The organism is Pseudomonas sp. B21-017 (genome assembly GCF_024749245.1).
GTDB lineage: Bacteria > Pseudomonadota > Gammaproteobacteria > Pseudomonadales > Pseudomonadaceae > Aquipseudomonas.
The window spans coordinates 5,180,341-5,200,518 of sequence record NZ_CP087194.1 but is presented as its reverse complement, the minus strand read 5'-3'; the positions used below and the strand labels follow the sequence as shown (position 1 = coordinate 5,200,518).

20 protein-coding genes and 1 pseudogene are annotated in these 20,178 nt (G+C 59.6%); 5 read left to right on the top strand and 16 right to left on the bottom strand.

Annotated elements, in window-relative coordinates; all coding sequences use genetic code 11:
• Nucleotides 1-2: 2 nt before the first annotated feature.
• The 3 genes from LOY28_RS23520 to LOY28_RS23510 form a co-directional block, all read right to left on the bottom strand.
• Nucleotides 3-1,718 (bottom strand): proline--tRNA ligase, encoded by a 1,716-nt coding sequence (locus LOY28_RS23520; protein ID WP_018926940.1) that lies wholly within the window; start codon nucleotides 1,716-1,718, stop codon nucleotides 3-5.
• A gap of 130 nt (nucleotides 1,719-1,848) precedes the next feature.
• Nucleotides 1,849-3,417 (bottom strand): AmpG family muropeptide MFS transporter, encoded by a 1,569-nt coding sequence (locus LOY28_RS23515; protein ID WP_018926939.1) that lies wholly within the window; start codon nucleotides 3,415-3,417, stop codon nucleotides 1,849-1,851.
• A gap of 44 nt (nucleotides 3,418-3,461) precedes the next feature.
• Nucleotides 3,462-3,842 (bottom strand): MGMT family protein, encoded by a 381-nt coding sequence (locus LOY28_RS23510; RefSeq protein WP_219731186.1) that lies wholly within the window; start codon nucleotides 3,840-3,842, stop codon nucleotides 3,462-3,464.
• A 138-nt stretch (nucleotides 3,843-3,980) separates the two neighbouring features.
• Between LOY28_RS23510 and LOY28_RS23505 the strand changes: the two genes are divergently transcribed.
• Entirely contained in the window at nucleotides 3,981-4,988 is a 1,008-nt protein-coding gene (locus LOY28_RS23505) for a DUF481 domain-containing protein (protein WP_018926937.1), read from the top strand.
• 150 nt (nucleotides 4,989-5,138) lie between these two features.
• Here the strand turns inward: LOY28_RS23505 and LOY28_RS23500 are convergent, their stop codons facing one another.
• Entirely contained in the window at nucleotides 5,139-5,348 is a 210-nt protein-coding gene (locus LOY28_RS23500; protein WP_002554837.1) for a cold-shock protein, read from the bottom strand.
• A 354-nt stretch (nucleotides 5,349-5,702) separates the two neighbouring features.
• Between LOY28_RS23500 and dcd the strand changes: the two genes are divergently transcribed.
• Both dcd and LOY28_RS23490 read left to right on the top strand, forming a co-directional pair.
• Nucleotides 5,703-6,269, top strand: coding sequence for a dCTP deaminase (gene dcd / locus LOY28_RS23495; protein WP_007904652.1), 567 nt, complete (start codon nucleotides 5,703-5,705; stop codon nucleotides 6,267-6,269).
• Nucleotides 6,270-6,376: 107 nt separating this feature from the next.
• Nucleotides 6,377-6,586, top strand: coding sequence for a hypothetical protein (locus LOY28_RS23490; RefSeq protein WP_019580966.1), 210 nt, complete (start codon nucleotides 6,377-6,379; stop codon nucleotides 6,584-6,586).
• A gap of 52 nt (nucleotides 6,587-6,638) precedes the next feature.
• Here the strand turns inward: LOY28_RS23490 and LOY28_RS23485 are convergent, their stop codons facing one another.
• The 8 genes from LOY28_RS23485 to LOY28_RS23450 form a co-directional block, all read right to left on the bottom strand.
• Entirely contained in the window at nucleotides 6,639-7,403 is a 765-nt protein-coding gene (locus tag LOY28_RS23485; protein ID WP_018926934.1) for an ABC transporter ATP-binding protein, read from the bottom strand.
• A gap of 13 nt (nucleotides 7,404-7,416) precedes the next feature.
• Nucleotides 7,417-8,535: a succinylglutamate desuccinylase/aspartoacylase family protein gene (locus LOY28_RS23480; RefSeq protein WP_064619966.1), complete on the bottom strand. Its 1,119-nt coding sequence runs from the start codon at nucleotides 8,533-8,535 to the stop codon at nucleotides 7,417-7,419.
• Between the two features lie 12 nt (nucleotides 8,536-8,547).
• Complete coding sequence (locus LOY28_RS23475; protein WP_018926932.1) at nucleotides 8,548-9,258, bottom strand: ABC transporter permease; 711 nt, start codon at nucleotides 9,256-9,258, stop codon at nucleotides 8,548-8,550.
• The gene (locus tag LOY28_RS23470) at nucleotides 9,255-9,983 is read right to left on the bottom strand and encodes an ABC transporter permease (RefSeq protein WP_018926931.1); all 729 of its coding nucleotides are present in this window, start codon (nucleotides 9,981-9,983) and stop codon (nucleotides 9,255-9,257) included. Before LOY28_RS23470 ends, LOY28_RS23475 begins: the two co-directional genes overlap by 4 nt.
• Before the next feature lie 56 nt (nucleotides 9,984-10,039).
• Entirely contained in the window at nucleotides 10,040-10,822 is a 783-nt protein-coding gene (locus tag LOY28_RS23465; RefSeq protein ID WP_018926930.1) for a transporter substrate-binding domain-containing protein, read from the bottom strand.
• Between the two features lie 396 nt (nucleotides 10,823-11,218).
• Nucleotides 11,219-12,907, bottom strand: coding sequence for an ATP-dependent DNA ligase (locus tag LOY28_RS23460; protein ID WP_064619963.1), 1,689 nt, complete (start codon nucleotides 12,905-12,907; stop codon nucleotides 11,219-11,221).
• Nucleotides 12,904-13,935, bottom strand: coding sequence for a ligase-associated DNA damage response exonuclease (locus tag LOY28_RS23455; RefSeq protein ID WP_258612618.1), 1,032 nt, complete (start codon nucleotides 13,933-13,935; stop codon nucleotides 12,904-12,906). The genes LOY28_RS23460 and LOY28_RS23455 overlap by 4 nt, the downstream gene beginning before the upstream one ends.
• A gap of 165 nt (nucleotides 13,936-14,100) precedes the next feature.
• Nucleotides 14,101-16,551 (bottom strand): penicillin acylase family protein, encoded by a 2,451-nt coding sequence (locus tag LOY28_RS23450; RefSeq protein ID WP_258612617.1) that lies wholly within the window; start codon nucleotides 16,549-16,551, stop codon nucleotides 14,101-14,103.
• Nucleotides 16,552-16,752: 201 nt separating this feature from the next.
• On the opposite strand from LOY28_RS23450, the pseudogene LOY28_RS23445 reads away from it, so the two are divergent.
• Nucleotides 16,753-17,309: pseudogene (locus tag LOY28_RS23445) on the top strand (cysteine hydrolase family protein).
• A gap of 193 nt (nucleotides 17,310-17,502) precedes the next feature.
• Here LOY28_RS23445 and LOY28_RS23440 read toward each other — a convergent pair.
• The 4 genes from LOY28_RS23440 to LOY28_RS23425 all read right to left on the bottom strand — a co-directional run bounded on the left by LOY28_RS23440 (nucleotide 17,503) and on the right by LOY28_RS23425 (nucleotide 19,273).
• Complete coding sequence (locus LOY28_RS23440; RefSeq protein WP_007906737.1) at nucleotides 17,503-17,712, bottom strand: SEC-C metal-binding domain-containing protein; 210 nt, start codon at nucleotides 17,710-17,712, stop codon at nucleotides 17,503-17,505.
• A gap of 5 nt (nucleotides 17,713-17,717) precedes the next feature.
• Nucleotides 17,718-18,206 carry an LEA type 2 family protein gene (locus tag LOY28_RS23435; RefSeq protein ID WP_064619955.1) on the bottom strand — a complete coding sequence of 163 codons (489 nt, stop codon included), beginning with the start codon at nucleotides 18,204-18,206 and terminating at the stop codon, nucleotides 17,718-17,720.
• Between the two features lie 88 nt (nucleotides 18,207-18,294).
• Nucleotides 18,295-18,771: a YchJ family protein gene (locus LOY28_RS23430; protein ID WP_018926923.1), complete on the bottom strand. Its 477-nt coding sequence runs from the start codon at nucleotides 18,769-18,771 to the stop codon at nucleotides 18,295-18,297.
• A 4-nt stretch (nucleotides 18,772-18,775) separates the two neighbouring features.
• Nucleotides 18,776-19,273: a DUF6231 family protein gene (locus tag LOY28_RS23425; RefSeq protein WP_018926922.1), complete on the bottom strand. Its 498-nt coding sequence runs from the start codon at nucleotides 19,271-19,273 to the stop codon at nucleotides 18,776-18,778.
• 179 nt (nucleotides 19,274-19,452) lie between these two features.
• Between LOY28_RS23425 and LOY28_RS23420 the strand changes: the two genes are divergently transcribed.
• Nucleotides 19,453-20,148, top strand: coding sequence for an OmpA family protein (locus tag LOY28_RS23420; protein ID WP_026286483.1), 696 nt, complete (start codon nucleotides 19,453-19,455; stop codon nucleotides 20,146-20,148).
• Nucleotides 20,149-20,178: the final 30 nt, after the last annotated feature.

Below are 20,178 nucleotides of genomic sequence, written 5' to 3'. Positions count from 1 at the left end.
TGTCAGCGGCGGATACGGGCCTGGAGGAAAGACAGCACGTCAGCAACCGGCAGCGCTTGCGCCTCGGCTTCGGTACGGCTCTTGTATTCCAGATTGCCGTCGGCGAGGCCGCGGTCACTGACCACGATCCGGTGTGGAATGCCGATCAGCTCCATGTCCGCGAACTTGATGCCCGGGCTGGTTTTCTTGTCGCGGTCGTCCAGCAGCACGTCGAAGCCGGCGGCAGTCAGTTCTGCGTAGAGCTTGTCGGTGGCTTCGCGAACCTGTTCGGTTTCGTAGCGCAGCGGTACCAGAGCAATCTGGAACGGGGCCAGAGCGTCGCTCCAGATGATCCCGTTCTCGTCGTTGTTCTGTTCGATGGCGGCAGCTACTACGCGGGATACACCAATGCCGTAGCAGCCCATTTCCAGGGTGACCGGTTTGCCGTTCTCGCCCAGCACTTCGCACTTCATCGCTTTGCTGTACTTGTTGCCCAGCTGGAAGATGTGCCCGACTTCGATGCCGCGCTTGATTTCCAACGTGCCTTTGCCGTCAGGGCTTGGGTCGCCGGAGACAACGTTGCGCAGGTCGGCAACGGTCGGAACCGGCAGATCGCGCTCCCAGTTCACGCCAAAGTAGTGCTTGTCGTCGATGTTGGCACCGATGCCGAAGTCGCTCATCAGTTCGACGGAACGGTCGATGATGATCGGCAGCGGCAGGTTCAGCGGGCCGAGGGAACCGGCGCCGGCGCCAATGGCGTCGCGCAGTTCGGCTTCGGAAGCCATGACCAGTGGGCTGGCAACGCCAGGCTGGTTGGCGGCCTTGATTTCGTTCAGTTCGTGGTCGCCACGGATGATCAGGGCAATCAGCTTGCCTTTCTCTTCAGCGTGCACCACCAGGGTCTTGATGGTTTTTTCGATCGGCAGGTTGAAGCCTTCGACCAGTTGCGCAATGGTCTTGGCGTTCGGCGTGTCGACCAGACGCAGCTCTTCGGCAGGCAGTGGACGAGAGGTTTCCCGCGGTACGGCTTCGGCTTTCTCGATGTTCGCGGCGTAGTCGGAACCGTTGCTGAAGACGATGTCGTCTTCGCCGGACTCGGCCAGTACGTGGAACTCGTGGGAACCGGCGCCACCGATGGAGCCGTTGTCGGCTTCAACCGGACGGAATTTCAGGCCCAGGCGGGTGAACACGTTGCAGTACGCCTGGTGCATGCGGTCGTAGGTGACCTGCAGCGATGCCTGGTCGGCGTGGAACGAGTAGGCGTCCTTCATGATGAATTCGCGGCCACGCATCAAACCGAAGCGTGGGCGGATTTCGTCACGGAACTTGGTCTGGATCTGATACAGGTTGATCGGCAGCTGTTTGTAGCTGCTCAACTCGTTGCGCATCAGGTCGGTGATGACCTCTTCGTGAGTCGGGCCGGCGCAGAAGTCGCGACCGTGGCGATCCTTGAAGCGCAGCAATTCAGGGCCGTATTCTTCCCAGCGACCCGATTCCTGCCACAGCTCAGCCGGTTGAGTGCTCGGCATCAACACTTCGAGAGAACCGGCGGCGTTCATTTCTTCACGCACGATGGCTTCGACCTTGCGCATCACTCGCAAGCCCATCGGCAGCCAGGTGTACAGGCCCGAGGCGAGTTTGCGGATCATGCCGGCGCGCAGCATCAGCTGATGGCTGATGACGACCGCGTCGGAAGGCGTTTCTTTCTGTGTGGCGAGCAAAAATTGACTGGTGCGCATGGTTGGCCGTTGTCGGTTGCTGATAACGAGAAGTAATGGGGCATTGTACGGGCGAGATCTGCTGGCGTACAGGCGTGCGGCCGGCTGTGTGGCTGGAGGGCGAGAATCTGCTCGCCCCCTGCGACCTGTATCAAAGAGGCTGCGATTCTTCCGTGACCGGGGTCTGAGCCGGTTCAGGTGTCGGGGTCGGACCGGCACGGCGGTTTTCCTGGAACCAGTGCAAGGCGATCAACAGCAGCGTCGGAACGCCCAGCAGGGCAGTGATCAGGAAGAAGTTGTGGTAGCCGAATTTTTCCACCATGACCCCTGAATAGCCGCCGATCAGGCGAGGCAACAAGAGCATGATCGAGCTGAGCAGGGCGTACTGGGTCGCGGAGAATTTGAGGTTGGTCAGGCTCGACAGGTAAGCGACGAACGCCGAAGTCGCCAGGCCCGAGCTGAAGTTGTCCAGGGAAATGGTGACGATCAGCATCCGCAGATTGGCGCCCATGTCCGTGAGCATCAGGAACAGCAGGTTAGTGGCCGCCGATGCGGCACCGCCGATGAACAGAATGGGCAGAATGCCGAAGCGCACGATGAGCAGGCCGCCCATGCCGGCGCCGACCAATGTCATGATCAGGCCGAAAATCTTGCTGACACTGGCAATCTGATCCTTGGTGAACCCTTGGTCGATGTAGAACACGTTGGCCATCACGCCCATGACCGTATCGGACATCCGGTAGGTGGCGATCAGCCCAAGCAGCAGCAGGGCTTGCCAGCGGTAACGCAGAATGAAGTCGTTGACCGGCGTCAGCACCGGCGCCAGGCCACGGCGGCCCATGGCCGACAAGCACAGGGCGGTGAGCGTGGTATAGAGGATTGCCCGCAGGAATGCGCGGTCTTCGAGCAACAGGTCGAGCAGGCTGACGCCGTTGAATAGCACGCTGGCGAAGTCGGTGTTGTAGAACTGGGTGAACATGGCCGGTACGGACACCAGCAGTACGATCAGCACGAACACCGACGCCAGCTGGTGCACGAAGCTGTAGCGTCCGGCCTGAAGCTGAGTGCGCAGTGGCACCGGCGGTTCGCGCATGAAGAAGGAGGTCAGCAGCGCCGGGATCATCAAGATGCCGAACAGCAGATAGGTGCCAGTCCACGCCGCATGTTTGTAGTTGAAACCGGTGGAGCCGAAGCCTTCGGCAAAAAACAGCGCGCCCGCCGTTGCCAGCAGGGCCGCGACCCGATAACCGGCCATGTAGCTGGCCGCCAGTGCAGCCTGGCGGGTATCGTCGACGATTTCCAGGCGATAGGCGTCGATGGCAATGTCTTGCGTTGCCGAAGCAAAGGCGACTACCACAGCGATGGCGATCAGCCAGGACAGGTGTTTTTGCGGGTCGCAGAAACCCATGCCGATCAGGCCGAGGATCACCAGTGCCTGGGCCAGCACCAGCCAGGAGCGTCGTCGGCCCAGCTTGCCGAGCAGGGGTAGGCGCCACTGGTCGAGCAGCGGGGACCAGACCCATTTAAAGGCGTAGGCCAGGCCGATCAGGCTTGCATAGCCGATGGTTTCGCGGGCAACACCGGCCTCGCGCAGCCAGACTGAAAGCGTCGAAAACACCAGCATGTAGGGCAGGCCGGCGGCGAAACCAAGCAGCAACAGCACGAGCGTCGAGGGGCTGGCATAGGCGGCGAGCGCGGCGCGCCAGGTTTTACGGGGCATGGGCTGGAGTCTGCCTCAAGAATTACGGAAACAAAGCGCGCACTCTAACCGCTGTGCTCTACCGGGCGCCAGCCATGGCGCTGAATATCAACACGATTGTTCAGAACACTGATGCCTTCCATGCGCAATCGGGCCCGCTGTTCATCCCCTGAAGGGCTGCCTGCAGGCAGGCTGATCCGACCGCCGGCACCCAGCACGCGATGCCAGGGCAATTTAGTGTCACCGGGCAGTTGGCTCAATGTTCGCCCGACCCAGCGGGCGGCGCGACCCAGTCCCGCCAGTTCGGCGAGCTGACCGTAACTCACGACTTTGCCCTCGGGCACTTGTGCCAGGGTCAGGTAGAGCGCCGTGCGTCGGATTTGCGCTGCGCTTTCGGTTTCAGCGGTTGAGTCGGTCACGTCCGGGTTCCTGAAAAAAATACGCATTGACCGTCTGTAGGGTAAATCCTGGATTGTCAGTTGAGAAATGAACTCAATAGAAATAGCCGGGTCAGTCCTTGCCAGGGCCTTATTTCCAAGAATAATGCCGATTTTTTTTCGCAAAGTTGAGCTTTTGATTCGCTTATGTTGCCCAGAACCTTACTGTGCCTCGCTGTCGTCAGTGCATCCACTCCCTTGCTCGCCGATACGGTCTGGTTGAAGAACGGTGACAAGCTGAGCGGCAAGATTACGCTCTTCGATGGCGGCAAGCTGTTGATCCAGACCCCGTATGCCGGTGCGGTTCCGATTGACTGGAAAGAGGTCAAAACCCTGGAAAGCGATCAGCAAATGTTGGTCAAACAGGATGCTTACACTGGCGAGAAGGCCAAGTCGCTGCATGCGGCGGAGGACGGCAAGGTCATCCTGGCCAACGGCGATGGCCCCAAGACTGTGGAGTTGGCCAGCATTCAGCAGATGCTCAAGCCCAAGCCGGTGGTCGAGGATTTGGTGTGGAAGGGTAATGTCGACATGGCCCTGGATTATCGGCGGGCCGAAAAAGATACCGATGATTATGATGTCGGCTTCAAAACCAGCGCGCGTCATGGTCGGTGGCGTCATACGGCGGAAGGTGAGTACAACCGCGAGTTCCAGGATAGCGTCGTTACCACTGATAACTGGCGTGCCGAGTATTCTCTGGACCGATTCCTTACCGATAAGTGGTTCTGGCAAGGTCGTTTGAATTACAAGCGCGACAAGGTCGAAGAGCTGTCCCGGCAGCGCACCATCGGTACCGGCCCCGGTTATCAGTTCTGGGATGACGAACTGGGCGCCTTCTCCCTAGGGTCGCTCTTGAATAACACCGACTATGAGTATTCCAATGGCCGCAAGGAAAATTTCTATTCCTTGGCGATGAAGTGGGACTACAACCGTTATCTGGTCGGCAAGAAGGTTGAGTTCTTCACCAAGGGTGAGGTGGGTAAGCCTTTGTCGGGTGTCGCGGATTACGCCCTCGATGCCGAGGTCGGTCTGCGCTACAAAGTCACTGATTGGGCATCGCTGAATCTGAAGGCTGAGAGAGACATTATCAGCGGCAGCGATGAGGCTGACCTGAGCAAGACCCGATATACCGCAGGGTTTGGCGTGGCCTGGTAACACGCTGGAAGATCAAAAGATCGCAGTCTTCGGCAGCTCCACACTTGTGGGTGCCGCCGAAGGGTGCGATTTTTTGTTGCCTCACAAAACACACAGGCACAAAAAAGCCCCGCTTTTAAGGGCGGGGCCTTTTACTAAAGCAAGTACAAGTTAGATAACTTGAACTTCTTCAGCTTGCATGCCTTTCTGACCGCGGGTAGCGATGAAAGAAACCTGTTGGCCTTCTTTCAGGCTTTTGAAGCCGTCGGATTGGATAGCTTTGAAGTGAACGAACAGGTCGTCACCGGATTGTGGAGTGATGAAGCCGAAGCCTTTTTCATCGTTGAACCACTTAACGGTACCGGTTTGGCGATTAGACATGGTGTAACTCCTTGAACAAAGATAACTGCGACTCAGGAAGAACCCTGGCCGAGACTGAGTGCAAAGAGCAGGAAAAATTCTTGTAGATGGTTGGATCGAAATTCAACATATCGTGTAGAGATTCTCAGTGACACAAGCAGCACAGTGGCGCCACCTTAACCCTTTTTCCGGAACGTGCCAATGGTTCTTGCGAAGGTTTCTCTTTTTTAATGACTGACGGTTAATAACATGGCGGTGAGGCCCCGGAATTCACGGGGGAACGGCGAGAATTGTCTCCCAGACTTTGAACCCGGAGCGCCTGCCCGGTAAGATGCCGGACAGAATTTTTCCGCCTCGCTATTCAGGACACCCGCCATGAGCATCAAATCGGACAAGTGGATTCGCCGCATGGCGCAAGAGCACGGCATGATCGAGCCTTTCGTGGAACGTCAGGTGCGCGGCAGTGACGACAGTCGTGTGATCTCCTATGGTGTGTCGAGCTACGGCTACGATGTGCGTTGCACCAATCATTTCAAGGTGTTCACCAACATCAATTCGGCCATCGTCGATCCGAAAAACTTCGACGCTGGCAGCTTCGTCGACATCCACAGCGACGTGTGCATCATCCCACCAAACTCTTTCGCCCTGGCCAGTACCGTCGAATACTTCCGCATTCCGCGCAACGTATTGACCATCTGTCTGGGCAAGAGCACCTACGCCCGCTGCGGCATCATCGTCAACGTGACTCCGCTCGAGCCCGAGTGGGAAGGCCATGTGACCCTGGAGTTCTCGAACACCACCAACCTGCCGGCGAAGATCTACGCCAACGAAGGCGTGGCGCAGATGCTGTTCCTCGAGTCCGACGAGGAATGTGAAGTGTCCTACAAGGACCGTGGCGGCAAGTATCAGGGGCAGCGTGGCGTGACCTTGCCGCGTACCTGAGTCAACCGTCTGACAAACCGTTGGAATTCCTGGGCGGGCGTACACTCTATGGGGTGTACCGCTCCGATTCGCGCAAGGCGGATCGGGCCATCGCTCAGGAGTGCTTCATGAAGATCGATCCGCGAATAAGTGCCGAACTGGCAAGGCTCGAGCCCAATCAGGTTGGTGTGCTGGCCTGGTCCTTGTTGGCGCATCCGCCAGTCAGCATGGCAGGGGGCATCCCCCATCAGCCTGATCCCGACACCCCCAATGAAGATCCGACAGAACCCGGAGAGCCCACCCTGCCGGATGAGCCACCTCCCGCACCTGTGGTCTGATACCCGCTTTTGTGGGCGCGAGCATCGCTCGCTCCCACGGGAAGGTGGCGTTTTACTTGAGGTTGCCGCTCAAGAACTGCTTCAACCGCTCACTCTTCGGATTGCCCAGCACGTCTTCCGGCGCGCCTTCTTCTTCCACCAGCCCCTGATGCAGGAACAGCACCTGGCTCGACACTTTGCGGGCGAAGCTCATTTCATGGGTGACCATGATCATGGTCCGGCCTTCCTCGGCCAGGCCCTGAATTACCTTGAGCACTTCGCCCACCAGTTCCGGGTCGAGTGCTGAGGTTGGTTCGTCGAACAGCATGACTTCAGGTTCCATGGCCAGCGCACGGGCAATGGCCACCCGTTGTTGCTGACCGCCCGACAGGAACGCCGGGTACTGATCCGCCACACGCGGCGCCAGGCCAACCTTGTCGAGGTAACGTCGGGCGCGGTCCTCGGCTTCTGCCTTGGTGCAACCGAGCACCCGCCGCGGGGCCATGGTGATGTTTTCCAGCACCGTCATGTGGCTCCACAGGTTGAAGTGCTGGAACACCATGGCCAGGCGGGTGCGGATCCGTTGCAGCTCATCGGGGTCGGCCACATGGATGCCGTGACGGTCCTTGGCCATGCGGATGTTCTGGCCGTCCATGCTCATGGTGCCGTCGTTGGGTTGCTCTAGAAAGTTGATGCAGCGCAAAAAGGTGCTTTTGCCCGAGCCGCTGGCGCCGATCAGGCTGATAACGTCGCCGGTTTTGGCCTTGAGCGAAACGCCTTTGAGCACCTGATGATCGCCATAGCTTTTATGCAGGCCTTCGATGGTCAGTTTGTACATGGGGCATGCATCCTCAAGGCGAAAGTAGATAGCCGCTGCGATAGGCTTCGGTGCCCGCGACGTGGGCGATTACCATGCCGGCAGTGGCCATGCGCCGCAGCGAACGGGCGTACATCAGCCCGGCGACGGTGCAATGAACAGGGGTGACGCGATCATTGATCGGGTCGATGACTTCGGCGATCAGTTGCCCGGCCTCCAGGTATTCCCCGGGCAGGACTGTAAACACCAGCAGTCCGCCCACGGGTGTCGCGACCGGTTCGACGCCGGCCAGCGGCGTGGCCGGGTAGGGCAGTTCCGGTAAGGGCGCCGGCTCACCGGCAATCGCGCCGAAGTGAATCAGATAATCGATCAGCGCTTGGCAGTCGAGGCTGGCCAACGGGTGATTAACGTCGCCCTGACCGCGCAATTCGACGGTGACCGAAAAGCTGCCCAGCGGAATATCGAAATGCTCGCCGAAGCGTTCTTTCAACTGCCACCAGAGCAGGGTGAAGCATTCATCGAATGACTGGCCACCAGAGTCGGTGGCCAACAGGCTGGCTTCGGCACCGATGTAACGCGCCAGCGGCTCGACCTGAGGCCAGGCTTCGGGCGTGGTGTAGAGGTGTGCCACGGCTTCGAAATCGCAATGCAGGTCCAGCACCATGTCCGCATCGCAAGCCAGTCGTTGCAGGGTCAGGCGTTGGGATTGCAGTTGCGTGCTGGCGGTATGGCGCGCCAATACGTCGCGCAGGCTGCTGCGGATCAGTTCGAGGTTGCGTTGTGGATTGTCGCCCAGCAAGCCTTCGATCTCGTTGCCGACTTCTTCACTCAAGTCGACGAACCAGCGATTGAAGTTCTGCCCGCTTTCCAGCTCGTAACGGCCCAATGGAACGTCCATCAACACTTGTTCCAGGCCGACCGGGTTGGCCACGGGCACCAGCACGATTTCGCTGCGCAGCCGACCGGCGGCTTCCAGCTCCGCCAGACGCTGTTTGAGGTGCCAGGCCACCAGCATGCCGGGCAATTCATCGGCATGCAGGGAGGACTGGATGTAGATCTTGCCTTTGGCCGCCTGGGGGCCGAAGTGAAAGCTGTGGATCTGTCGCACGGTCCCCGGCAGTGGGGCCAGCAGGTCATGAATCTGGTGGCGCATGTACGAATTGTCCTAGTGAGTCGGCCCGAGGAAGGCCAGCCATCGGCGTTCGGCGAGGCGGAACAGGCCGACCAGCGCAAAGGTAACGGTCAGGTAGATCAGCGCGGCGATGCCGAACGACTGGAAGGTCAGGAAGGTCGCCGAGTTGGCGTCGCGCGCGACTTTCAGGACATCCGGGATGGTCGCGGTGAACGCCACGGTGGTCGAGTGCAGCATCAGGATCACTTCGTTGCTGTAGTAAGGCAACGAGCGACGCAGCGCCGACGGCATGATCACGTAGGTGTACAGCTTCCAGCCCGTCAGCCCGTAGGCTTTGGCCGCTTCGACTTCACCGTGGTTCATGCTGCGAATCGCCCCGGCGAAGATTTCCGTGGTGTAGGCGCAGGTGTTCAGGGCAAAGGCCAGGATCGTGCAGTTCATCGCATCGCGAAAGAACGCATCGAGGACGGGCTGCGCGCGCACGGCCGCCAGGCTGTAGATGCCGGTGTAACAGATCAGCAGCTGAATATAGAGCGGCGTACCCCGAAACAGATAGGTGTAGAACTGCACCGGCCAGCGCAGGTAGAGCTTGGGGGAAACCCGAGCGATGGACAGCGGGATCGACACCAGAAAGCCGATGAAGATCGACGCACTGAGCAGCCACATGGTCATGGCCAGGCCGGTGATGTTGTAGCCGTCGGTATAAAGGAAGGGTTTCCAGTATTCCTGCAAGAGTTCGATCATCGTACGGCCTCCCGGGCACCGGCGGCGTAGCGGCGTTCGAGCCAGCGCAGGACGACGTTGGAGGCACTGGTGATCAGCAAGTAGATCAATGCGGCCAGCACCAGGAAATAGAACAGTTGATAGGTGCTTTTACCGGCGTCCTGCGCCGCCTTGACCAGGTCGGCCAAGCCGATGATCGAGACCAGCGCGGTGGCCTTGAGCATCACCATCCAGTTGTTGCCGATGCCCGGCAGGGCGAAGCGCATCATTTGCGGGAACACCACGAAACGGAAACGCTGGCCACGTTTGAGGCCATAGGCGGTGGCGGCTTCGACCTGGCCCCGTGGCACGGCGAGGATTGCCCCGCGGAACGTTTCGGTGAAGTACGCGCCATAAATGAAGCCCAGGGTGATGACCCCGGCGCTGAACGGGTTGATCTCGATGTATTCCCATTCCATGAGGTCGGTTAACGAGGTCAGCCAAGTTTGCAGGCTGTAGAAGATCAGCAGCATCAGCACCAGGTCTGGTACCCCGCGAATCAGCGTGGTGTAGATCTGCGCCGGCACGCGCAGCAGTTTGACTTTTGACAGCTTGGCACTGGCGCCCAGCAGGCCGAGCAACACGGCCACCAACAGCGACAACACCGATAATTTGATGGTCATCCAAGTGCCTTCCAACAGCAACGGACCGAAGCCCTGAAGGCTGAAGGCTGAGAGCCCCAGGTTTTGTAATAGGTTTTCAAACATAAATCAGCAACCTGATCGGGTGAAAAAAGCGCCCATCGCGAGATGGGCGCCGGGCATTACTTGCCGCTGTACAGATTCAGATCGCCAAAGTGTTTCTTCTGAATGGTGGCGTAGGTGCCATCGTCGTGTAACGCTTTGATACCTTTGTCCAGAAGTGCCTTGAGGTCTTTGTTACCTTTCGAGATACCGACAGCAGTTTTGGCTGGCAGCAATTCGCTGTCGACAGGCTTGCTGACTTCGTAATCGGCGCCTTTTGGCGACTTCAGGAAGCCCAGTTCGGCTTGCAGCATGTCCTGGATCGCGGCGTCGAGACGACCGGAAGTCAGGTCGGAATACACCTGATCCTGGTTGGCGTAGGCCTGGGTTTTCACGCCGGCCTTGTCCAGCACGGCTTTGGCATAGGCCTCCTGAATGGTGCCTTGCTCGTAACCGACGGTTTTACCCTTCAGCGTGGCGACGTCAGTGGTGAGGCCGGAGCCCTTCTTGAACACGTAGGCGGTAGGGCCGGAGAACAGCTCACTGGAGAAGTCGATGACTTTTTCGCGAGCCGGCGTGACGGTCATCGAAGAGATCACACCGTCGAATTTATTGGCCTTGAGGCCTGGAATCATGCCGTCGAAATCGCTTTCGACCCATTTGCACTTGACCTTCAGCTCGGCGCAGATTGCATTGCCCAGGTCGATGTCGAAGCCCACCAGGCTGCCGTCGGCTGCCTTGGATTCGAACGGCGCATAGGAAGGGTCAACACCAAAACGCAATTCTTTGTATTCCTTTGCCAGCGCGGAGCCGGCAGCCATGCACAACGCCAGTGCAGAAAGGGTCAGCAATGCTTTTTTCATTATTCAATCCCTAAGAACCAATATGAGCGCTTGTGGCGCAGAAGTACTGTTACTGAAAAGCGTAAGACCTATTAAAAGTAGCAATTTCCGAACCAGAGTCCCGAACAAGCGTTTTAAAAGGTGGCACAGGAAATGGCAAAGCGCGATTTGTGCACGAAAACGGGCGCTGCCAGATTCTTGCGTCTGGATGGTGCACAGGGAAGCTGATACCCATTAAATCTTGATGCTATTTGTGTAGCAGCTGTCGAGCCTGCGAGGCTGCGTTCGGCTGCGCAGCAGTCGCAAAATCAGAACTTGCGGTGCGTCAGGCGGACCGCATCAGCTGGATGCACGACGGCTGCGCCGCCGAACGCAGGCTTCGCCAGCTGCTACAAAGGCAGGGCCACAAGAGTCGGGTCAAGCCAGTAAATCCCGCAACGTCGCCAGGCTGTCAGCTTCTTCCACCGACTTGTCCTGCCGCCAACGCAATATCCGGGGAAACCGCACTGCAATCCCGCTCGGGTGCCGTTTCGACGGGGCAATGCTCTCGAATCCCAGCTCAAACACCAGGCTTGGTTTCACACGGATCACAGATCCGGACTTTTCCACCGTGGTCTTGCGCACGAGGCTGTCGATCTGGCGGATTTCTTCGTTGGTCAACCCGGAGTAGGCCTTGGCGAAAGGCACCAGTGTCCGCTCGCAGGCACAGGGTGGGCCGTCCCAAACGGCGAAAGTGTAATCAGTGTAGAGACTGGCCTGGCGGCCATGACCCTGCTGCGCATGGATCAGCACCGCATCGACACTGAACGGGTCGACTTTCCATTTCCACCACACGCCCGTGTCTTTGTTCCGCCCGACGCCATACTGCGCATCGCGGGCCTTGAGCATCATGCCTTCGACCTTCAGTTTGCGGGAGGCTTCCCGTTGGCGGGCGAGGTCGAACCAGTCTTCGCCGATCAACATGGGCGAGGCAAGTAACACCGGGTTTGCGCAGGTGGTGACGAGGTGTTCCAACTGAGTGCGGCGCATGGCCTGAGTCTGGTTGCGCAAATCCTGGCCCTGCCATTCGAGCAGGTCAAAGGCCTGAATGACCACGGGCACCTCATCGAGGATTTTCTTGTCCAGCGTGTGACGGCTGCTGCGTTTTTGCAGCAGGGCGAAAGGCTGCACCGCCAGCGACGCAGGCGATTGCCGCTCGCAAGCGTTCCCAGAGCCCGAGGGCGCGGTTTTCCAGGCGACGATTTCACCGTCGATCACCGTGCCGTCGGGCAAGTCGTGAATCAGGCTGCCCAGTTCGGGGAACCGTTCGGTCACCAGTTCTTCGCCTCGCGACCAGACCCACAAGCGCCCATCGCGCTTGACCACTTGGGCGCGGATGCCGTCCCATTTCCACTCCACTTGCCATTGGCTGGCCGGGCCGAGCAGCGCTTCGAACTGCTCAACCGGTTGCGACAACGCATGGGCAAGGAAGAACGGGTAGGGTTGGCCACCCCGTTGGTCGTGTTCATCGGGTGCTTCGGGGGCAATCAGCTTCAGGTAACTGGCGGCATTCGGGCGGTGCGACGGGTCGGTGTAACCCACCAGTCGCTGGGCCACGCGTTTGCCGTCGAGCCCGGCCATTGCTGCCACGGCGCGGGTGACCAGCGATTTGGAGACACCGACACGGAAACTGCCGGTGATCAGTTTGATGCACAGCATCAGGCCCTGGCGATCCAGTTGCGCCCACAGCGCGGGCAGGCGTTCAGCGAGGACCCGCGGGGGCGCGCTGCGCAGTGGCAACAGTTTGTCCTCAATCCACACCGTCAGTCTGTCGGTAGACGTGTGAGGCGTTTCGGGCAGCACCAGCGAAATGGTTTCCGCCAGATCACCCACCGCCTGGTAGCTTTCCTCGAACAACCAGGGCGAGAGCCCGGAACACGCGATTGCCATGTCGCGCAGCACCCGTACCGGCACCCATTGCCGAAGCCGCCCGCCGGCCAGCAAATACACCGCCCAGGCGGCATCTTCAGGCGTGGCCTGGGCGAAGTAATGCTGCATCGCCGCCAGTTTGGCGTCGCTTGAGGTGGTGGCATCGAGTTCGGCATACAGCTCGGCGAAGGCTTTCATGCCTGCACCTCGGCGCTCTCGGGTTCGAAGGTTGCATTGTTCTCGTCGTCGCCGTATTCGGTGCGCAACCCCATGGCATCGAGGCCCTGTTCGCGCAGATGCCGTACCAGCACTCCGATCGATCCATGGGTGACCTTCACCCGCTCGGCCCCGGACTGTTCGATGGCCCAGAGCAGGCCGGGCCAATCGGCGTGATCGGACAACACGAAACCACGATCCACGCCATGCCGCCGCTGCGTGCCGCGCAAACGCATCCAACCGCTGGCGAGGGCATCGCTGTAGTCGCCGAAGCGCCGTACCCAATTGCTGGTACCCGTTGCTGGCGGCGCGAGGACCAGAGCTTTGCGCCTCATCGGGTCCTGCTTTTTTACTTCGCTGGCATAAATCGTTGGCGGTAAATGAATGCCGCTCTGACGATAAAACTGATTGATCGGTTCAACCGCGCCATGCACCAGGATGGGGCCCAGGCTGGCATCGAGGCCATGAAGAATCCGCTGAGCCTTGCCGAAAGCATGACAGAGCAGCACGCTGGTTTTATCGACTGCGGCGTTGGACTGCCACCACTGATTGATCTCGGCAAGGATCTGCGCCTGGGGTTGCCAACGGTAAATTGGCAGGCCGTACGTCGATTCTGTGATGAAGGTGTGACAGCGCACCGGTTCGAACGGTGCAGAGGTGCCGTCGGGCTCTGTTTTGTAATCACCGGAGGCGACCCAAACCTCACCGCCGCATTCCAGCCGCACCTGGGCTGAGCCGAGCATGTGGCCTGCGGGGTGAAAACTCAGTTTTACGCCATGGTGCAGCAATGGCTCGCCATAGGGCAGCGTTTGCAGGTTGATGTCCTGGCCCAGCTGCGCGCGCAGAATGCCCGCACCCGGTGCCGCCGCCAGATAGTGTTGGTTGCCACGGCGAGCATGGTCGCTATGAGCGTGGGTGATGACTGAGCGCTCGACGGGGCGCCACGGGTCGATATAGAAATCCCCGGGCGGGCAGTACAAACCTTCAGGACGTGCGATAACAAGGTCCATATTGTTACCAGAATGGAGAGGCCTGTTAGCTAGGAGGTTTGCCCGAAACGAGAAGTTCTATTTATTTTCACAGAGATTAATAACAAAAGATCGCAGCCTGCGGCAGCGCTTACAGATGGGTGCGAATCCCCTGTAGGCGCCGCCGCAGGCTGCGATCTTTTGATGTTACTTGCCAGGCGTCAGCGTCAACCGCGTCTTGCCATACACCTTGTCAAAGTTCTGCGGCTGCATCGGCAGGCTCATGTATTGACCCTTGAGCCATGGATCGACGCTGTCGAGATAGTGCGGGCTGGCCGGGTTGCCGGATTGGCCGGTAGCGTTCTGGCCCATCAGCGGTTCGGCCTGGCCGAAGTCGACAATAAAGCGCATGGCCGGGGCCTGCGTGGTGTTGAAGTCCTGACCCCAGGCGAACGAGGCGGTGTTGAGCGTAGTGTGATCGCCGCCGGCCGCCAGCGGACCGCGCACGGTCTGGCCGCTGGCGTTTTTCCACTCGTAGCGGTGCAGTTTGCCCCACTGCCAGGCTTTGTGATCGCCGCCCAACTGGCTGTCACCCGCGCTGATCGCAGCCGCCAGGCTACGGGCCAGGATCGCCGGTTTGTCTTCCTTCTGCGCGGTGCGCACGTCATCCCAGAACGGACTGTCCTCACGCCCAAGCAGGTGATCGGCCTGGGCCGCGTAGGATAATTTGCCGTTGGCGATAAAGGCTTTCCACGCCGGGCTGCTTTCCGGGCCCAGTTCGTCGAGGAAAATCTGTTTGGTACTTTCCTGCAGGAACAGCTCGTAAATCGCCGCGTCGGCGGAGGTCGGGCTGAGTTTGCCGTCGAAGGCCATCAAGCGGGTATACGCCTCGCGAGCCTTGCCGCGATCGGCCACCGGCAACGCTTCGATGGCCTGCTTGAGTGGCTGGGCCATGCCCGGCGCTTCAAACATCTTCTTCAGCTTGGCGGCGAAGGTGGTGGTCTGGTCGTATTGCATGGCGATCAGGCTGCGGGTGTCGTGTTTGCCCACGCCCGCCAGTTCGGCCATGCGTTCGCCACGCTCCGGCGCCGCCCAGGAATTGGACAGCTGCATACCGTAGCCATGGGGAATGACCCGCTGGTTGGCGGTGCCGAGCCAGCCCTGCGCCGGGTCCTGGTCATACGGATGGAGCATCGGGTCGGCGTAACCGTCCCAGTCGTAGCGACCTTCCCAGCCCGGCGACGGCAGCAAGCCTTCGCCTTCGCGACGGTTCGGGTAGCGACCGGTGACTTGCCAGCCGATATTGCTGGCATCGGCAAACACCAGATTCAGGGCGATGGCGCGGATTTCACGGCTAGCGTCCGACGCTCTCTCGGTACTCTGCGCCCGGGACAGGTCGAAAAAGGCGTCCAGGGTTTTGTCATCGGTGAAGTCCGGCGCCTGCAGGGCCAGGCCGAAACCATTCGCCAGCGCCGTGCCCTGAGCGCTGTTGAGCAGTGGCCCATGGCGGGTTTCGTACACCGCTTCGCGAATCGGCCGCTGGCCTTTGACGAAATAGGTTTCGTTGCGCACGATCGCCGGCTGCCATTTGCCGCCCACTTCGTAGGAAAGGCCATTGCCCTGGCGTTTGATTTTTTCCAGGAACACGTCCTGGTTGTCGCCCATGACCGAGGTCATGCTCCACGCCACTTTGCCGTTGAAACCAGCGAGCACCATCGGTAACCCGGCAATGGTTACGCCGGAGGCCTGGTATTTCGGCGCGCGAATCTGCACGTAACTGAACAGCGACGGGACGCCCAGCGGTCCATGGCTGTCGCTGGCCAGCAGGCTCTTACCGCTGCGGCTGCGTTGCGGGGCGATCGCCCAGTTGTTCGAGGAGGTAGCGCCCAGCAGATTCAGATCCGACAGTTGACCGGTGGCTTTGCTGATTTCGTTCAGCCCCGGGATTTGTCCGGTGAGTTTGATGCCCTGAAGTTTTTCAGCTTCAGCCACCGGCAGTTTTTCGTCGGGAGCGGACGGGGTCAGCCACGCCAGTTTGTCGGTGCTGACAGTCTGGGCCAGCATCAGCGAGGAAATTTCTTCCGGCAGGTTCGCCGACTGGCTGAAGTTCAGCAGGCAGAACATCAGCGCCGAATCTTCCGGTTTCCAGTATTCAGGCTTGTAGCCGGTGGCCGCGAGGTCCGCAGGCAGTTTGTCGCGGTAGCGGAACAGGTAGGCGTTGACCCCGCGGGCATAGACTTCGAAGAAACGCTTGAGGCGTGGCGACGAGGCCTTATACAGCTCATCCGCGCTTTTCTTCAGGTTGACCGCACGCATGTAGCGGTCGGCATCGAGCAGGTCCGCGCCGGACATTTCCGCCAGACGGCCCTGGGCCAACAGGCGCAGAGTGACCATTTGGCTGATGCGGTCGCTGGCGTGCACGTAGCCGAGGGTGAACAGCGCATCGTGGAAGCTGTTGCTCTCGATCAGCGGCATGCCCATGGCATTGCGGCGAACCGAAACGTTTTGCGCCAGGCCCTTCAGCGCTTGCACGCCGGAGGTGGGCGGGAGGGTGTCCTGGGCGTTCCATGTCTGACAACCGGTCAGGCTCAAAACACCGGCCACTGCTGCGGCAACGCCGAACCGGGGAAGAAAATGTGTAAGGGCTGGCGAGGCCATGGCAAAGCTCCTGCGGGGGTAGTGACGCGACAAAGGCGCTACGTTAGTGAGCAGGAGGTGGACGCGCAAGCGGCGGCTGGGTTATTTCTTTTCGGTGATCGCCGGCATCAGGTCGTCCTGTTTGCGTTTGATGGCTTGCCGGTAGCAAGAGGCGATGCTGAAGTGCGGCAAATTCAATGGCCTCGCATGGGAAAAGTCGGCATGGAACTTAAGACAAACGCGGCGCTGATCATCATCGATCAACAAAAAGGCATCCTGCATCCCAAGTTGGGCCGTCGAAACAACCCTCAGGCCGAAGAGCGCATCCTGGAGTTATTGGGGCATTGGCGTCGCACCGGGCGGCCGGTGATTCATGTGCAGCACCTGTCCCGCTCTGTGGATTCGGTGTTCTGGCCGCAGCAATCGGGGGTGGAGTTTCAGGAGCGCTTCCAGCCATCGATCGGTGAGTGGCTGATACAGAACAAGTGCCGGATGCGTTTTGCTCGACCGGGCTGGAAGCGAGTTTGCGCGAGGCGGGGATCGATCAGTTGATCATCGTTGGCGTGGCGACGCACAACTCGGTGGAATCCACGGCGCGAACGGCTGGGAATCTGGGGTTTGAGGCGTGGGTTGTGGAGGATGCGTGCTTTACCTTCGACAAGGCGGACTTTTTCGGCAATGCCCATTCAGCTGAAGAAGTGCATGCGATGTCGCTGGGGAATCTGCATGGGGAATATGCGACGGTCGTTAGCGCCGCGAGCATTCTCATGAACGACTGAAACCTTGAACTGACCCCAAAATTAGGATTGGTGTCCAACTTTTGGGGTGCAGATCAACTTGTAGGAGCGAGGCTTGCCCGCGAAGAACGATGACGCGGTTTTTCTGATTGATCGTGGCGCCCTTTTCGCGGGCAAGCCTCGCTCCTACAGGGATTGGCGATTCAACAGGCGAAGAAGTTATTCGCCCGAAGCCTCAAGCCCCGTGGCACTTCTTGAATTTCTTGCCGTTGCCGCAGGGGCAAGGGTCGTTGCGACCGACGTCTTTCAGGGCGTTGCGCACCGGTTCCTGGTGGGCGTGGCCGCAGTTTGGGCCGTGGACATGGCCATGGTCGTGATCATGGTGGTCGTGATGGTCATGATCGTGGTTGCAGTCAGGGCCATGGACGTGGGGTTGCTGGGTCATCGGGGTCACTCCGGAATTAAATCGGCGGCGATTATCACGCCATTGCGCGCCAGGTGCACGTAGTGCGCGATGAATAAACCGGTTTCAAGTGTGCCTTCCAGACGATAGGGAATCGGTTGCTCGGGTTTTTTCAGCAGTTTCACCACATCCCGAACCCTGGGCCACAGGTTGGTTCGGATCGGCACCTTGAAGTAGGCACTGTGCTTGGGGCCGACGGTGAACCAATGTTCGTGCTCGCCTTCGGTCAGCAGGACGTCCCCCAGATGAATGCGATATTCCAGGGCGCGCACCGTCAGGTCTTCGTCATTGGGGTTGTCGACGCGAAAATGCAGCAGGAATTTCTGCTCCAGCAACTTGGCCCGGACCACCTCGACCTTGACCAGATGCACTTGCGGGTCTGGCAAGTCGTTGCTGAACCATGAGGCGCAGCCGCCGACTCCTGAAAACAGAAGCAGCAAAGTGAACAGATAGAGCGCGAATCGTCCAGTGATCATGGTCGTGTTTCTCCCTTTGTAGCAGCTGCCTCGCTGTAGCAGCTGCTACGGCCGAACGCAGCTTTCGGCAGCTGCTACAGGGGGCACCTCAAGCGCCGAAATAACTCGCGCAGCACTTCTTGAACTTCTGCCCGCTGGCGCACGGGCACGCATCGTTGCGCCCGGCCTTGAGCGGCACCGTAGGGTCGATGAAGTACCAGCGGCCGGCGTTCTGCACGAATGACGAACGTTCGCGGTGGCTGTGTTCGCCGCTGCCGTCGTGCCAGCGAGCGGTGAAGGTGACGAAGGCGTGCTCCGGCTGGCCGCCGAAGACCTCGGCGCCTTCCACTTCCAGGCCCAGCCAGGTGCTCTGGGCGCTCCAGTCGCTTATCGACTGGCGATCCAGGCCGGCCTGTTGCGCGGGCAGGGTGGTCGCTACCAGATAATCGACCAGCCCCAGCACATAGGCGCTGTAGCGCGAACGCATCAGGACTTCGGCGCTGGGGGCCGGATGGCCGGCATGGTAATGACCGCAGCAGGCATCGAGCAGCGTGCCGCTGCCGCAAGGGCAAATGGATGTACTCATTGCGTTACCACCAGTATTTCCCGAAGTTTTCCGGATTGGCCCAGAAGCGTGAGTTGAGCCAGTCGGGTACCTGTTTGTAGTCAAGCAGATCGTAGGTAAACAACGTCAACACTTGATCGTCGCGCTGGAAGCGTTCGCTGGCTTGCAGGGCCAGGGAGAAAAAATCCGTCTCCTGCCAACCGCTGGCGGGCAAGTCGGCCAACACCGCAATGCGACTGGCATTGAGGTTGCGTATCCCGCCGAGCAGATTCAGGCCGTCGCGCTTGGGTAAGTGTTCGAGGCAATCGACCACCAGCGCCAGATCAAACCGCTGCGCCGCCAGTTCGGCCGGCAATGCTCCGGGTGCGGCAAAAGCCACGATGCTGTCCGGGTGCGCGAGTTTGAATGCCTCGAGCGCGGGGAACTCACTGGCGCCAATCAGCAACAGACGCGTCGGGGCGTAACGATCAAGCAATGCGGCCAACGCCTGCTGGGGCGTGCGCGAAGAAATACTTGCAGTCATCGAAGATCCTCAATCAGAACGCCAAGATTAACGTGTCTTGTCGAGCGTGTTTAAGCAAAAAGCGCCGATCTTCCGTGAACATAAGGCAAAACAGCAATGGCCTATTGCTGGCGGAGATTAAAAGTCCGGTCTTTACTCCTTGAAATCGGTTATTAGCCGATCCCTCAGGAGAAAACTAGATGAGCATAGTTCGGACAGCATTACCTTTGGTTCTGCTAACCAGTGTGTTAACTGGTTGCGCAGGTTTGCAGAAAACCGACTGGCCGACCTGTGCGGCGGTCGGTGGTGTCGTCGGTGCAGGGCTCGGTGCGACAGAGAGCTCTTCATGGGCGGGGTATGGCGCGCTGCTGGTCGGCGGCACGGCAGCGGCTTATTGCTGGGTGCATGGCGATGGCGACGAAGACGGCGATGGTGTGCCGGACAGCCGCGACAAGTGCCCTCACACACCGAGAGGCGTGCGAGTCGATGCCGACGGCTGTCCTCCACCCGCGCCTGCGCCGGTGGTCGAAGAGAAGGCGGTGGTCAAGGAAGAAGTCATCGTTATCCGTGATGTTCACTTCCAGTTCGACTCGTCCAAGCTCACTCCTTCCGATAAAGAGGTACTCAACACCGTTGCTACGCGCCTGAAACAGGAGCCCGCCAGCGCCCGGTTGACCGTGACCGGCCATACCGACAGCGTCGGCAGCGATAAATACAACCAGAAACTGTCGGACAAACGCGCCCATTCGGTGGTGGAGTACCTGATTTCCCAAGGCGTGCCACGCAGCAGTTTCGTGTCTGTGACCGGTGCCGGTGAAAGCCAGCCGGTGGCCGATAACAAAACCGCTGAAGGCCGTGCGCTGAACCGGCGTACGGAAATCAAAATCGACCGCTAACCCCCTTGTATTCCGCGGCTTGTGCAGTCG

Coding starts and splice junctions, on each gene's coding strand:
- LOY28_RS23520 (WP_018926940.1), bottom strand. CDS start 1,718: ATGCGCACCAGTCAATTTTTGCTCGCCACACAGAAAGAAACGCCTTCC.
- LOY28_RS23515 (WP_018926939.1), bottom strand. CDS start 3,417: ATGCCCCGTAAAACCTGGCGCGCCGCGCTCGCCGCCTATGCCAGCCCC.
- LOY28_RS23510 (WP_219731186.1), bottom strand. CDS start 3,842: ATGCGTATTTTTTTCAGGAACCCGGACGTGACCGACTCAACCGCTGAA.
- LOY28_RS23505 (WP_018926937.1), top strand. CDS start 3,981: ATGTTGCCCAGAACCTTACTGTGCCTCGCTGTCGTCAGTGCATCCACT.
- LOY28_RS23500 (WP_002554837.1), bottom strand. CDS start 5,348: ATGTCTAATCGCCAAACCGGTACCGTTAAGTGGTTCAACGATGAAAAA.
- dcd (WP_007904652.1), top strand. CDS start 5,703: ATGAGCATCAAATCGGACAAGTGGATTCGCCGCATGGCGCAAGAGCAC.
- LOY28_RS23490 (WP_019580966.1), top strand. CDS start 6,377: ATGAAGATCGATCCGCGAATAAGTGCCGAACTGGCAAGGCTCGAGCCC.
- LOY28_RS23485 (WP_018926934.1), bottom strand. CDS start 7,403: ATGTACAAACTGACCATCGAAGGCCTGCATAAAAGCTATGGCGATCAT.
- LOY28_RS23480 (WP_064619966.1), bottom strand. CDS start 8,535: ATGCGCCACCAGATTCATGACCTGCTGGCCCCACTGCCGGGGACCGTG.
- LOY28_RS23475 (WP_018926932.1), bottom strand. CDS start 9,258: ATGATCGAACTCTTGCAGGAATACTGGAAACCCTTCCTTTATACCGAC.
- LOY28_RS23470 (WP_018926931.1), bottom strand. CDS start 9,983: ATGTTTGAAAACCTATTACAAAACCTGGGGCTCTCAGCCTTCAGCCTT.
- LOY28_RS23465 (WP_018926930.1), bottom strand. CDS start 10,822: ATGAAAAAAGCATTGCTGACCCTTTCTGCACTGGCGTTGTGCATGGCT.
- LOY28_RS23460 (WP_064619963.1), bottom strand. CDS start 12,907: ATGAAAGCCTTCGCCGAGCTGTATGCCGAACTCGATGCCACCACCTCA.
- LOY28_RS23455 (WP_258612618.1), bottom strand. CDS start 13,935: ATGGACCTTGTTATCGCACGTCCTGAAGGTTTGTACTGCCCGCCCGGG.
- LOY28_RS23450 (WP_258612617.1), bottom strand. CDS start 16,551: ATGGCCTCGCCAGCCCTTACACATTTTCTTCCCCGGTTCGGCGTTGCC.
- LOY28_RS23440 (WP_007906737.1), bottom strand. CDS start 17,712: ATGACCCAGCAACCCCACGTCCATGGCCCTGACTGCAACCACGATCAT.
- LOY28_RS23435 (WP_064619955.1), bottom strand. CDS start 18,206: ATGATCACTGGACGATTCGCGCTCTATCTGTTCACTTTGCTGCTTCTG.
- LOY28_RS23430 (WP_018926923.1), bottom strand. CDS start 18,771: ATGAGTACATCCATTTGCCCTTGCGGCAGCGGCACGCTGCTCGATGCC.
- LOY28_RS23425 (WP_018926922.1), bottom strand. CDS start 19,273: ATGACTGCAAGTATTTCTTCGCGCACGCCCCAGCAGGCGTTGGCCGCA.
- LOY28_RS23420 (WP_026286483.1), top strand. CDS start 19,453: ATGAGCATAGTTCGGACAGCATTACCTTTGGTTCTGCTAACCAGTGTG.